Annotated in this window: 12 protein-coding genes; 8 read left to right on the top strand and 4 right to left on the bottom strand. The window is 55.4% G+C overall.

The window, feature by feature from the left end; all coding sequences use genetic code 11:
* Positions 1–118: 118 nt before the first annotated feature.
* Positions 119–1,270 (top strand): T9SS type A sorting domain-containing protein, encoded by a 1,152-nt coding sequence (locus BM123_RS10165; protein ID WP_090167914.1) that lies wholly within the window; start codon positions 119–121, stop codon positions 1,268–1,270.
* A 32-nt stretch (positions 1,271–1,302) separates the two neighbouring features.
* Here the strand turns inward: BM123_RS10165 and BM123_RS10160 are convergent, their stop codons facing one another.
* Positions 1,303–2,418, bottom strand: coding sequence for a mandelate racemase/muconate lactonizing enzyme family protein (locus BM123_RS10160; RefSeq protein WP_090167912.1), 1,116 nt, complete (start codon positions 2,416–2,418; stop codon positions 1,303–1,305).
* A gap of 130 nt (positions 2,419–2,548) precedes the next feature.
* Here BM123_RS10160 and BM123_RS10155 point away from each other — a divergent pair, with 130 nt between their 5' ends.
* From BM123_RS10155 to BM123_RS10140, 4 genes are all read left to right on the top strand, one after another.
* On the top strand, positions 2,549–3,364 hold the full coding sequence (locus BM123_RS10155) for an alpha/beta hydrolase (RefSeq protein WP_090167910.1): 816 nt from the start codon (positions 2,549–2,551) through the stop codon (positions 3,362–3,364).
* Between the two features lie 122 nt (positions 3,365–3,486).
* Positions 3,487–3,951, top strand: a complete 465-nt coding sequence (locus BM123_RS10150) for an MlaD family protein (RefSeq protein ID WP_090167908.1) — start codon at positions 3,487–3,489, stop codon at positions 3,949–3,951.
* 130 nt (positions 3,952–4,081) lie between these two features.
* The gene (locus BM123_RS10145) at positions 4,082–5,455 is read left to right on the top strand and encodes a sodium-dependent transporter (protein WP_090167906.1); all 1,374 of its coding nucleotides are present in this window, start codon (positions 4,082–4,084) and stop codon (positions 5,453–5,455) included.
* Between the two features lie 105 nt (positions 5,456–5,560).
* Entirely contained in the window at positions 5,561–6,511 is a 951-nt protein-coding gene (locus BM123_RS10140; protein WP_245748496.1) for a DMT family transporter, read from the top strand.
* Here the strand turns inward: BM123_RS10140 and BM123_RS10135 are convergent.
* Positions 6,499–7,104, bottom strand: coding sequence for a hypothetical protein (locus BM123_RS10135; RefSeq protein WP_090167904.1), 606 nt, complete (start codon positions 7,102–7,104; stop codon positions 6,499–6,501). The two genes, BM123_RS10140 and BM123_RS10135, sit on opposite strands and share 13 nt — an antisense overlap.
* 159 nt (positions 7,105–7,263) lie before the next feature.
* On the opposite strand from BM123_RS10135, the gene BM123_RS10130 reads away from it, so the two are divergent.
* Complete coding sequence (locus BM123_RS10130) at positions 7,264–8,970, top strand: DUF885 domain-containing protein (RefSeq protein ID WP_090167903.1); 1,707 nt, start codon at positions 7,264–7,266, stop codon at positions 8,968–8,970.
* A 2-nt stretch (positions 8,971–8,972) separates the two neighbouring features.
* Here BM123_RS10130 and BM123_RS10125 read toward each other — a convergent pair whose 3' ends face one another.
* On the bottom strand, positions 8,973–9,860 hold the full coding sequence (locus tag BM123_RS10125) for a dienelactone hydrolase family protein (RefSeq protein WP_090167901.1): 888 nt from the start codon (positions 9,858–9,860) through the stop codon (positions 8,973–8,975).
* A gap of 449 nt (positions 9,861–10,309) precedes the next feature.
* Positions 10,310–11,215 carry an AraC family transcriptional regulator gene (locus BM123_RS10120; RefSeq protein ID WP_090167899.1) on the bottom strand — a complete coding sequence of 302 codons (906 nt, stop codon included), beginning with the start codon at positions 11,213–11,215 and terminating at the stop codon, positions 10,310–10,312.
* Positions 11,216–11,428: 213 nt separating this feature from the next.
* Here BM123_RS10120 and BM123_RS10115 point away from each other — a divergent pair, with 213 nt between their 5' ends.
* Both BM123_RS10115 and BM123_RS10105 read left to right on the top strand, forming a co-directional pair.
* Entirely contained in the window at positions 11,429–12,952 is a 1,524-nt protein-coding gene (locus BM123_RS10115) for an aldehyde dehydrogenase family protein (RefSeq protein WP_090167897.1), read from the top strand.
* Positions 12,953–13,181: 229 nt separating this feature from the next.
* Positions 13,182–13,526 (top strand): DUF779 domain-containing protein, encoded by a 345-nt coding sequence (locus BM123_RS10105; RefSeq protein ID WP_090167895.1) that lies wholly within the window; start codon positions 13,182–13,184, stop codon positions 13,524–13,526.
* Positions 13,527–13,577: the final 51 nt, after the last annotated feature.

Genomic DNA, 13,577 nt, shown 5'->3' with positions numbered 1-13,577 from the left:
CCACTCCCCTTCCCCGACCAATAACCGCCAGCCGACGTTAATTAACCCTTAATCAGCGCTCCCCTCCCACAATTCCCCGTACCTTGCGCAGGCTCTGAATTTTTTAAGTCTTATTGGTATGCATAGATTTTTACCTACCCTTCTGCTGGTGTTTGCCGTCGCCCTGCTCTCCGCACAGGTTACCCTGTCTGACAGCTATTTCCCCGCCATCGGGGATACCCTCCGGACGTCAATCGCTGATAGTGTCTATGCCAATAGCCTGGACCTGCAACTGGAAGGCGGAGCTGACCTCTTCTGGTCTTTCGGCACACCGACGGCGACCATCAACTTTTCAGAAGCCGTGGATGCTAACACAGACCCACTCTTCCCGGACGCAGAGTTCGTTTTACGCACCAATGTATTCAATACCAACTACTACCGGGTCACCGCAGATGCTATGTTGCTCGTGGGCGTGCGCAGCCGCCTGGATCTTTTTCCCGACTTCGAGTTAACCGCCCCCGTCAACCCGGGCCGCGCTGTACGCCGCGCCCCGCTGAACTTCGAAGATGAGTTTGCTACCGTTACCCAGAACCAAACCACTATTTCGCCCGACAGCTTACCCGCCGAAGCCCTGGATCTCCTCGGCGACGCTTTCGATGCCGTAGACTCTCTCCGCATCACCACCACGTCCACTCGCAACGACGAAGTCGATGCCTGGGGAACCGTACGCCTGGGAGACAACTACTATGACGTATTGCGCGAAAAGCGCAGAGAAAGTATCTTCATTGACCTGGAAGCTAAAGCGCCCGGCATTCCTATCTGGGTGAACGTTACTGCGGCACTGGCCATCGAGAACCCTGAATTCAGTGAGTTTCTCGGCCAGCAAGCCCCTACGGTAACCTACATTTTCTGGAACAACGACAGCAAGGAGCCCATCGGTTCCTTCGAGGTAGACCCCGAGACCAACATCGTGGAGCGAATGGAATACAAGCGGGCAGAAACCGCTACCTCTACCAATGGGCCCGGTATCGCTCAGGCAACGATCAGGGTTTTCCCTAATCCAGCCATCAACCTGGCAACCTTCGAGATGGAAGGTCTCCAGCGGGGCAACTACGAGCTGACCCTCGTCAATCTGCTCGGCAAGCAAATTGCCACCCGCTCATTCTCTCCCCTCGGAGACCAGACCCGGATCAATATGGACGTCACTGACCTCCCTTCCGGCATTTATCTCTACACGCTGAGGAATGAATCCGGGCGGACGATTACAACTAAGAAACTACGGGTACGGTAGGGTCGTTGCACGCTCCGCGTGCGACCAATAGTTTATTGCACGCAGACCGTAGAGCCACTCTCTTCCAGATTTCGCAGGTAATCAGCCTCCGGCATCGCCCCCAGGCCATGCCCCTCCGGCAGGGTTACCCGGCCTCCGGCCCCATAAACGATACCGCCTTTGATCGGATCCTGGCTTTGCATCAGCGGCGTATCGAAGTCATAGAACACCGCCTGATTACTACACAGTGCGAGGTGAGCAGCGGCCGAAAAGCCCAGTCTGCTTTCCAGAAAACCACCAATTTGAACGGGCATATCGTTGGCCTCCGCCATTTGGAGAATCTTCAGGGCTTTGAATAGCCCTCCGGACTTGGAGATTTTGATGTTGATGCGATCAATCGCCTTCAGGTTGATCAGCCGTTGGGCATCGAGATGATCCCAGCAGGCTTCGTCGGCCATGATGGGAATCGGGCTGGCGGCGCGGATGCGCGGCAGGTCGAGAAAATCCCGGCGCGGGATGGGGGCTTCGCAGTGCTGGATGTTGTAGCCGGCCATTCCCTGCAGTAATTCGATGGCCAGACCGGTGGTCCACCCCTGGTTCGCATCGAGGCGAAGGGGAAAATCGGGGCCCACTTCCTTGCTGATCATACGAACCCGCTCTGCATCCTGCGGTCCCTCGCCCAGCTTCAGCTTCACTACCGGAAAGCCCCGGGCTTTGATCCACCTGGCTTTATCCACCATTTTATCAATGGGACCGAGGCTGACGGTATAATCCGTATGCAGCGCTTTATCGTTTTTGCCGCCCAAGTAAGTATACAGCGGTTGTCCTGCATCCTGTGCGGCCAGGTCGTAGCAAGCCATATCGAAGGCGCTTTTGATGCAGGCATTGCCCGTAATGGCGCAGTCCATCCGGTCCGTAAACGTTTCCGGATCGCGAGGATCGACGCCCAATAGCTGCCGGGCCAAGAAAGCCCCCACGGCCATACAGCCCGCCATCGTTTCTCCGTGGATCGTCGGGAAAGGGCTGGCTTCGCCCCAGCCCACCAATCCGGTATCGCTCTCGATTTTCACCAGCACATTGTTGGCGTGCGTCAGTGGCCCGAGGGAAATAACAAATGGCTCGGTGAGCGCTATGGGGGAAGGATAGAGGGTGATACGGGAGAGGCGCAAGGAGTATTAGAATTGGTGGCTACACAAAATACTACCGGGCGGCGAATATATGGGCGCAGCCGCAGGATGCAGAGGGGGTTGGAGGAGCTGGGTGGGCTAACATTCCAGTCCTGCGTTCTATCTTACCACCATGAAAATCCACGGTTTCCTACTCTACACTTTAGCTCTCTTCTGCACCTGCGTCAGCGCCCAGCAGGAAGACCTCTCCGGCATTTATCACGGCATTTCCTACCGGCCGGACGCTACGGACGCCTACGCCATGGAACGCTGTAAACTCGACATTGACATTCCAGAAGACACGACTGGCTTCGCCACCATCGTCTATTTCCACGGCGGCGGGTTGGAGTTTGGCCAAAAGCACTTCCTCAACGCCTGGAAGAACCAGGGTATCGCCGTGGTAACCGCTAACTATCGCCTGCACCCGAAGGTGCAAAACCCGGTCTACACCCAGGACGCCGCCGCTGCTGTCGCCTGGACGATGCAAAACATCGAACGCTGGGGTGGTGACCCGAGCCGCATCTACGTCAGCGGCCACAGCGCCGGTGGTTATCTGACGAGTATGATCGGGCTGGACACCACCTACCTCGCCGAATTCGGCGAGCACCCCGACAGTCTCGCCGGGTTGATTCCTTTTTCCGGACACACCATCACTCACTTCACCCCGCGCAAAGCGCGCGGTCTGGCCTGGAACGACGTCGTTGTGGACCGCTTCGCCCCCATCGCTCACCTGCGCATCAGCGACCTGCCCATCGTCCTCATCACCGGCGACCGCGAGCTCGAACTCTTCGGCCGCTACGAGGAAAACGCCTACTTCTGGCGAATGCTCAAGCTAAGTGGCCACCAGCACGCCGAACTACATGAACTCGGCGGATTTGATCACGGAAGTATGGTGGGGCCGGCGGCAATATTGGCGTTGCGGTGGATCAGAGAGTATGAGGGGAGGTAAGCCAACCGCTGGGCGGGTATATACCCCGTAAGGACGCTCGCAGGTCCCTTCGGGACGCTACAAGGTCCTGGCCCGATTCTATCATCCTAATCCCTTTAGGTGTTTACAACAAGCTAGTACAAATGGCTAATTATTTAAAGAGTACCCTTTTGAGAGGTATTGGCTTACTCATAACAGTCTGTCTCTACTCCTGTCAATCACAAGATCTGATTTACGTCTCCACGCAGAACGCCTCCGGTATTAAAACCGGCACTCCCGTTGTGATAAGTGGCCTGCCCATCGGCACGGTGAGTACCATCGAGCTGGAGAACAGAACCGTATGGCTGGGCCTGGCCATTGACCCGGAATTCCCCATTGGCGACGAGGCCGACTTCATCGCCAGTACCCTTAGCTTTTCAGGCGCTAAAACAATTGTCATTAATAACTCTCAGGAAGGCTCCCCTTTACAAAATGGAGATACCTTGCACAAAAGTATGCTGCGTCAGCAACCTATATTTACGGATCTGGACTCCGCAAAAGTGGATACGCTGAAACAGCAATTATTGAAAACCGGAGAAGCCATCATCGACCTGCTGAAAGACCATTAGGTTTCACCACCCCATTCACTCATTCTTTTCATTCACTCATTCTTTTCATTCCCCCATTCACTCATCCTTTTCATTCACTCATTCCTTTCATTCCCCCATTCACTCATTCCTTTCATTCCCCCATTCACTCATGTCCTTCTCCCGCTCCGGTCACATTCTAGCCTCCGCCGGCGCCGCCATCGGCGTCGCTAACCTGGTCATCTTCCCCTACCGGGTTCACTTCTTTGGCGGCAGTGCCTACGTGCTGGCATTCGTGGGCTTTACCCTGCTGATGGGCATACCGCTGATGATTCTGGAAAACGCCCTGGGCAAGCGTAGTGGAACGGACGCCATAGATGCTTTCCGCGGAGAAGACGATGGGCCGGGCTGGGCCTGGATCGGCAGACTGGGAATCATAACGGCCATCATGGTCGCCAGCTTTTACCTGGTGCTGGCCGGCTGGACGCTGGATTATGTCTGGCAGTACCTGACGGACTACGCGACGCTTTCTTCTACGCCCGCAGGCCCCGCCTTCGGCGCGGCGATCGGGACAATGAACCGGGCCCTGTTGTTTACGGGCTTGTTCACGGCCATCGTGGCCGTCATTTCTTCCAGCGAGCTCCGGCGGGGTATCGAGCGATTGAGCAAATTCGCCATGCCGATGCTGGTGCTGCTGGTACTCTTTCTGATCATCTCCCTGCCTTTGCTCCGCCCGGAAGCGGTAGACTACTGGAATCTGCTGCGCTTCGACTGGGAAGCCCTCTTCCTCCCCACCGAAAGCGGAGAGCTGGGTATATTGCATGCCCTGGGGCAGGCCTTCTTCAGCCTCGGGCTGGGGGCGGCCTCCATGCTCACCTTCGCGGCACACCTGGACCGCCAGGCGAATGTGCTCGATCATGCGCCAACCATCGTTCATCTGGACACGGTAGTGGCCATCCTGGGGGCACTGCTCGTCGTGCCACTGCTCGGTAATATCGAGGGGGACATTTACGGTGGCCCGCCGCTGGTGTTCATTAATCTGGTGGAGATATTCAAGACATACGGCGCTGCGGGTCAGTGGGTAGGGCTTACCTTCTTCATTCTGCTCGGGGTAGCTATCCTCACCTCAGCGGTATCCCTCTTTGAGCCCGCGCTGCGGGCTCTGACGACGCAGCGGGGCTGGTCTCGGCGGGTAACGGGCTTTGCCCTGGGCGGGCTGGTTTTTCTGCTCGCCGTTCCCGTCGTTATTTCCTGTGCCAGCGACGGCCCGGCGTGGCTGACCAACTTCGCCGGCATGGGTGACCCCGGCATGGGTTACTTCAACTTCCTGCTGGAATGGTTTGGCAGCATCTTACTGCTGGTCGGTACACTACTGCTCTGTATTTACCTGTTGCGCCGCTGGACGCTGGACGGCTTCTTCGCCGAACTCGAAATCGGCGGGCATACCGTATCGGCTGCGTGGCGCAGCCGCCTGACGATTGCCTACAAGTACATCATCCCCATCGGTATTGGGCTGCTGCTGATAGCTAAGCTGTTAGTGCTTTGAAAAAACGCTCGAAGCTTTTACGTCCCCCCCCCCTCTTCGCAAAGCGGCTAAATTCTGTCTTTCCCTCCGCCAACCTCAGTGAGAATTTGTGGTTAACCTAAAGTCGTGAAGCGCCCGACCTCCCTGCTCTTGAAGGCCCGTTCTTTGCACCCGCGCTCCGGCGCCCAATTTAATTCCCCTCCCATCAGTACTCCTTCCACTTCCCGCCAGTTTCTGGAGATCAACCTGGCGATGATCTTCATTGGCACCTCCGGTATGCTCGGCCGTTTTGTTCCCTTAGACGCCATACCGGCCGTCTGGTGGCGATCCGCGATTGCCATGATTTTCCTGGCGGTGTTTTGCTACTGGAAAGGTTTCAGCTTTCGGATCAAAGATCCCAAACGCCGCTGGTTGGTGATTCTCTCCGGCCTGTTAATGATGTTACACTGGGTGCTCTATTTCTACTCCCTCAAGCTGTCCAGTGTCGCCATCGGGATGCTCTCCATTTTTACCTATCCGGCCATGACGACGCTGCTGGAACCGCTTTTGCTGAAGCAACGCTTTCAAGTCCGCCACCTGTTCCTGGCCGGACTTGTCATCGTAGGGATCTACTTCCTCGCACCAAGCTTCAGCCTTGAAGATGGTGCTACCCTCGGCCTTGTTGCCGGTCTCTGCTCGGCCTTCGTCTATTCCCTGCGCAACATCCTGATGAAAACCCAGGTAGACAGCATTCAGGGTTCGGTGATGATGACTTATCAGACGGCCGTCACGGTCATCTGCCTGCTACCAGCGCTCTTCTTCTTTGAGGCCGCGCCGACGGCGGAAGCGATCCCCTACATCCTTGGGTTGGGCCTGCTCACTACTGCCATCGGGCACACCTTACTGCTAGCCTGTTTCCGGTATTTTTCGGTAAGTACCGTCAGTCTGCTCACCTGCGTTCAGCCCGTCTACGGCATTCTGCTGGGAATGCTTTTTTTCAAGGAATATCCTGATTTTTCAGCGGTTCTCGGCGGCGCATTAATCCTCTCCGCCGTAGCGGTGGAGGCCGTGGCTACGGTGAAGGCTCACCGGAGGTAATCTCGGCCGCCACAAGGCTGAGTTTCGGCCAGGCGTTCACCATCAGACGACCAGCAGTCTCCGTAGATAGAACAATAGCAAAATTCGGTTTCGATCGCTCCTGTCACCTCGATGTGGTCCAGTACCTGATCTGTCTGTCCGCTGATCAGCAAGCGATAAGCGGTGACGGATTCTCCGGCCCCAAGCACCTTCTTTCCGGTATTGGAAATTAACAGCGGAATGATTTTAAACGCCGGGAACTGTTTCCTAAGCATCGGCAGCACCTCAGTCAGAGTCCCCGTCTGTCCCTCTACAACATGGTGCAGATCTCCGATCAATGCCGGACCGACCCCTTCGTTTTTGAGGCTCATGGTAACCGTGGTGCTTTTCCCTTCCTGGGAAATGTTTGCTCCGGCGCTCACGTAAGGCCATACCGTTGCCTCCTTTTCGTCCGACATGATCGTCTGTTGCTCCCGCAAAATCCGGGCTTCAAATATGGAGACACAGGTTCCGACTAAGGAAATGACGATGGCCAGTAAGGCCATGTAAAAGGAGGCGCCACGGGTGGGCTTGGGTTTAATGGTTTGTTCGGGTAGTTCAGGTTGTTTACTCATGGTACAAAAATAGTGATAATGGGTCCTGTGTAACGAAAACGATGGTTCCCTCGTCGGTTTTGCCGACTCGGTTGCCCATCGCTACGAGAGGCGCCCCCTCCGGGGCTGAGTTTGCGAAACAGCTTTGGTCACCCTTTCAATTTAACTTACCTTAATCCCATGATTCGTCCGTTTCTTTTTGCCCTCGCGCTCCTCCCCTTCTCTCTCTTGTTAGCGCAGTCCGATTCGAGTCGGCTGGAAGCCGTCATGCAGGAATTCGGAGAATGGCGAGGCGCCAGCCAGGGCGATAGCTGGGGTACCCGATCAGAGGCCAATATTCAGTGGGAAGCAACGGAACTTAAAACCCTTCGGCAGCGGGTTCCGGAGGAGGAAAAATTATCCGCAGCACAGCGTATCAACCGCGATCTTTTGGTTCACGTGCTCGACGATGCCATCTATCAGCGGACATTCGGCAGTCATCGTTTCCCCCTCGATTCCGAAGGTGGTTTTCTGGCGGGCGTGGTGTACACAATTCTCGGGCAAAGGGTTACGGATGAAGGCAGCTTTAGCGTTTACCGAAAGCGGTTGCAAGACTTACCGGCTTACTTTGAGCAGCACATCACCCACCTGCGGCGAGGGTTGAAAGAAGGCAAGACCGATCCGGCCCTGGTGGTAAAAAACTGTCTGGATCAGATCAACCGACTCCTGGCAACGCCGGTAGCGGAGAGCTTCTTCCTGCAACCCGTAAATAATGATGCGGCGCTTCAACCAACTCAGCAGAGGGCGCGGACGCAGGTGCTGGAGGAAGTTGTAAAGCAAAGTGTTTACCCCGCTTATCAATCGCTCCGTGACTTCCTTACAAACGAGTATCTCCCTGGTCTGCGCAAAGGAATTGGCATTAGCGGGATTACCGACGGCAAAGCCTACTACCGCCAGCGGGTAAAGTACTTTACTACTGACGACATCAGCCCCGAAGAAGTCTTCGCCACCGGCCAGCGCGAAGTCGCCCGCATCCGTGCCGAAATGGAGGCCATCGTGAAACGTACCGGCTTCAGCGGCAGCTTTGCTGACTTTCTTGACTTCCTCCGCACCGACGAGCAGTTCTACGCCAAGACCCCGGAGGAACTTCTCAGTCGCGCCGCCTGGATCACCAAGCGTATGGAAGGCAAGCTCCCCCAGTATTTCAACCAACTTCCCCGGATGCCGCTCACCGTCTCCCCCGTACCGGATGCTCTGGCGCCTAACTACACCGGCGGGCGCTACTCGCCCGGCTCCTACAAGCGCCGCAAAGCCGGCGCTTTCTGGGTCAACACCTACGATCTGCCCAGCCGCCCCTTCTACGTCCTGCCCGCCCTCGCCCTCCACGAGGGCGTGCCCGGCCACCATACCCAGATGATGCTCGCCGCCGAGATGGAAGGCCTCCCCGCCTTCCGCAACAACCTTTACCTCTCCGCCTTCGGCGAAGGCTGGGCCCTCTACTGCGAATACCTCGGCAAAGAAGCCGGCATCTACCAGACAGACTATGAGGAATTCGGCCGCCTCGTCTACGAAATGTGGCGCGCCTGCCGCCTCGTCGTTGACCCCGGCATGCACTACATGGGTTGGACGCGCCAGCAGGCCGTCGACTTTATGGCCTCCAACACTGCCCTCTCCCTCCACGAAGTCAATACCGAAATCGATCGCTACATCGGCTGGCCCGGGCAGGCCGTGTCCTACAAAATGGGGGAACTCAAAATCCGGGAACTACGTAAATATGCCGAAGCCGAGCTCGGCGACCGTTTTGACATTGCTGCCTTTCACGATCTGGTGCTGGCAAATGGGGCGATTACGATGCGGGGGCTGGAAGGGGTCGTGAAAGAATGGGTTGAGCGGATAAACGGACAGTAAGCCTACCGCAAATGCTCCTCAAAAAAAGCAATCGTCCGTTCCCAGGCCAACTTAGCCGCTGCCTCGTCGTAGCGGGAAGTGGTATCGTTGTGGAAGCCGTGGTTAACGCCGGGGTAGATATGGGCAGTATACTTTTTGTTGTTTGCCTTTAGAGCCGCTTCGTATTCGGGCCAGCCGGCGTTAACGCGCTTATCCAGCTCTGCGTATTGCAGCAACAAGGGTGCCTGGATGGCGGGTACATCCTTCGTGTCAGGCTGCCCGCCGTAGAAAGGAACGGCAGCTCCCAGATCGGGCAGACGAACGGCCATTTTATTAGAAATGGACCCTCCGAAGCAAAAGCCCACCACGCCTACCTGGCCGGTACATTCCGGATGATGGCGAAGGAACTGGTAGGCGGCGATGAAGTCCTCCAGCATCTCGTCCCGGTCGCGCTCCCGCTGCAGGGCCCGTCCGTCGTCATCGTTGCCCGGGTAGCCGCCCAGCGGCGTAAGCGCATCGGGGCCCAGGGCGATGAAATTTGCCAGACCGGCCCGACGGGTTACGTCTTCAATGTGTGGGTTCAGCCCCCGGTTTTCGTGTACAACGATGATACCCGGAAGCTTCTCCTTTGCTTCTACGGGCCGAGCCAGCAGGCCCCGAATGGTAATGCCCGTTGTCGGGGAAGTATACTCCACCGTGTCTGCGTCCAGGCGGGGGTCATCAGCGGCAACCTGTATTTTATTCGTGTAGTCTGGCATCAACCGTTCCATCAGGCCGGCAACGGTTAGCCCGCCTACTGCATAAGCAGATAGCTGGGAGACGAATTTCCGACGATCAATCTGGTTGTGGGCGTAACGATCGTAGAGATCGAGAGCGGCCTGGGGGATTTTTGGGGAGTTGGAGTTGGGCATAGCTGACGGGTTGTTTTGCTAAAATACTGGACAAGCGAGAGTCTTGGGTCGAAGATATCAATGGTGTAGACAACCAAAAGTACAATCGAGGTGCTAAGTCAGGGCAATCTAAAGTAAGATAGAGTTCTTTCGCCTTTATTGTATAAGCAGGTTTTTTAAAACCTAAGCACTCCCTCATACCTGAGCTGCCGTAAAACGTTCCTCCGACTCCGGATTTGGCAACACTCCCGAAGGCACCCTTGTGTCGTCGATCATCTCAGAGAGACGAGGCTGACGATCTCTGCTTTTCAAGCATTCCTCTGCACCTGCGGCCGCGCCCCGCTGATATCTCCCGGGAACCTGTGCTTTGCAATGTTTAATTTCCGGGTAGAATACTGGTAGGTTTTGCGACCGTACTTCGTTGCAAAAAATGCCGCCAGACTGCCCGAAAATCTAAGCTTGACAAAGCACTAGGAAGCCTTCTCCTGAAAGCCCGCCGGACTGACACCATAGTGCTTTTTGAACATCCGGGTAAAGTAACTGGCACTGTTGAAACCGCAACGCATGGCCACCTGCCGGATACTGAGTTCACTTCGTTTCAGCAGGGAGACAGCCATTTTAATCCGTTCGCTGTTGATAAAGTCCACCGGGGAAATGCCCATCTCATTGCGGAAAGCCCGGAAGAAACTGGACTTACTCATGTAGACCATTTTACTCAGGCTCCCGATGGTCAGGCGCTCATCGAGATGGCCAAGAATGTAGCTCACAGCAGCCGTAATGGGTTGACTTGTGGCCAGGCCCTGAGGGTCCAGCAAGTGGTTTTGGCGAGACTCTATTTCCAACAGTCGGATAAGGAGTTCCTTCAACGACATATCAAAAAATATGTCCTTAGCAGGGTGATCTTCAGCGCAGAGATAGACCATCCGCTGTATAAGCTGGGTAATCCCGGGGTCATTGGTGAAGTGAAGGTTTTGGTCTGCCTGCCCCCAGTTGAAGCCGTCCGAACGCGGGCGGCGTTCATTCATCCCTTCGATCACCTTGCTGATGAGGTGAGGGTCAATCTCCAGCGCAAAACATTTCGTCGGGCGGCCTTCCTGCGCGTCGGGGAAGTCGATCACCATCAGCTCGTTCTTAGGTAGCATGATCGATTCTCCCGGCAAAAAATTGAAGCCGGGCCGCTGACGCAGGTGCATCACCTTCCGGCCTTTGATCATACTGGCCAGTACAGGAGCATCAAAACGAAGATGGACGGCCTCTGCCTGCTGGTGCGTTTCAAACAGGTTGAGAGCGGCAGAATCGAGCGTAAAGGTTGTACGGTTCTCTACCAGCGTGTGCAGGTTCCGGGTACGTAAGTTTTCTGAAACAAGTTGCAGCATATCACTTTAAGTTCTCAAAAGGTTGTCATAATAATAATGACTTCAGCCATATAATATTTTGAATACCACTTACTTTTCAACCGATTGAGCCGATCGTTCAACCGAATGACGGAATAGTACAAGTGTTCAACACCAGGGGGAAATATCTTTGGTTCACAAGCTGAAATTAAGGAAAAATTTCTGCTCATCATTCAACCCAAACTAATTTCGATCATGAGTACAACTGCAACAACCGTCTCGCCAACCCTGGCTCCACCACGGTTCAAAGATCAATACGAAAACTACATTGGAGGGGAATGGGTAGCGCCCACCAGGGGAGAGTATTTTGACAATGTCTCTCCGGTGGATGGTAACTCCTTCACCCGCATTCCCCGGTCCACGAAAGAGGACATTGACAAGGCCGTTGCCGCTGCCTGGAAGGCAGCCGACCACTGGAACAACACCTCCGCCACCGAGCGCAGCAACCTGCTGCTAAAGATCGCTCAGGTGATGGAAGACAACCTCGAAGTACTTGCCCGCGCGGAAACCTGGGACAATGGTAAATCCATTCGTGAAACCCGTGCAGCAGACATGCCCCTGGCCGTAGATCACTTCCGCTATTTCGCCGGCGTCATCCGCGGAGAGGAAGGCGGTGTCTCCGAGCTGAACAGTAATACTGTTTCCATGAATGTCTGGGAGCCACTCGGCGTAGTGGGCCAGATCATCCCCTGGAATTTCCCTATCCTGATGGCTGCCTGGAAGATTGCTCCGGCGCTGGCAGCGGGCAATTGTATCGTGCTTAAGCCGGCCGAGCAAACGCCCGTTGGCATCCTCATCCTGATGGAGATGATTGAGGACATTCTTCCCGCTGGTGTGCTTAACATTGTTAATGGCTTCGGCGTCGAAGCCGGCAAGCCACTGGCCAGCCACCCAGACATCTGCAAGGTCGCTTTCACCGGAGAGACGACAACGGGGCAGCTGATCATGCAATACGCCAGTAAAAACATTATCCCGGTTACGCTGGAGCTTGGCGGCAAGAGCCCCAATATTTTCATGAAGAGTGTCATGGATGCTGACGATGCCTTCTTCGATAAGTGCCTGGAAGGTGCCGCGATGTTCGCCCTCAACCAGGGGGAAGTCTGCACCTGCCCGAGCCGTATTCTCGTCGATGAATCCATCTACGATGACTTCGTTAAGCGTTTCATTGAACGCGTTGAAGCCATCAAGATGGGCCACCCGCTCGACCCTTCCACCATGATGGGGGCTCAGGCCAGTAATGATCAGTATGAGAAGATCCTGAAGTACATCAAGATCGGCAAAGAAGAAGGTTGTGAAGTACTCACCGGCGGCGAAGCCGCCTACGTGGATGAGCTTTCCGGCGGCTACTACATCAAGCCAACCGTACTGAAGGGCAACAACAAGATGCGGGTTTTCCAGGAGGAGATCTTCGGCCCCGTCGTTTGCATCACCACTTTCAAAGACGAAGCGGAAGCCATCGAGATCGCCAACGATACCCTTTACGGACTTGGTGCCGGCCTCTGGACCCGCGACATGCACGAGGCTTACGGCATTGCCCGTAAGGTGCAGGCCGGCCGCGTGTGGGTTAACTGCTACCATGACTACCCTGCTCACGCTCCCTTCGGTGGCTACAAAAAATCAGGCATCGGCCGGGAGAATCATAAAATGATGCTCGACCACTATCGCCAGACAAAGAACATGCTGATTAGCTACAGTAAGGACAAGCTGGGCTTCTTTTAGAGGGGCAGGGGGCGAGTTGCAGGGGGCAGGGTGCAGGTTGTAAGTTGCAGGTTGCAGGTTGCAGGTTGCAGGTTGCAGGTTGCAAGTTGCAGGTTGCAGGTGCACCTTGTAACAGTAGAGAGAGACCAACCTGCACTTGCAGCCAGTATGCTGTACCCTGCCAACAACGCCAGTCCGGGGGAAGCCCCCGGCTGGCGTTTTTTTTTCACAAAAAACAAACCAACAGATCATGCCCAAAGTAGACATAACTCCCGCTGCCCGCGAAGTTATCGACCGGCTCCGCGCTGAACACGGCAGCCTTATTTTCCATCAGAGCGGCGGCTGTTGTGATGGTTCCTCTCCCATGTGTTTTCCGGAAGGAGAGTTTTACATTGACGATAACGATGAGCTACTCGGTGAAATTCACGGTTGCCCGTATTATATGTCCAGGTTTCAATACGAATACTGGAAGCATACCCACCTTACCCTCGACGTAACGGAAGGGCGGGGCTCCAGTTTTTCGGCCGAGATTCCGTTAGGTTTACGGTTCGTGATTGAGTCTCGCTTATTGACGGAGGCGGACAAACAGACCTAAGCCGGAGTGGTTTGGCGGGGGGCCGCAGGTGCAAAGAAGGTTCTTTTAAAG

This window comes from Neolewinella agarilytica, from assembly GCF_900110645.1.
GTDB lineage: Bacteria > Bacteroidota > Bacteroidia > Chitinophagales > Saprospiraceae > Neolewinella > Neolewinella agarilytica.
This window is presented reverse-complemented; position numbering and strand designations above follow the sequence as displayed.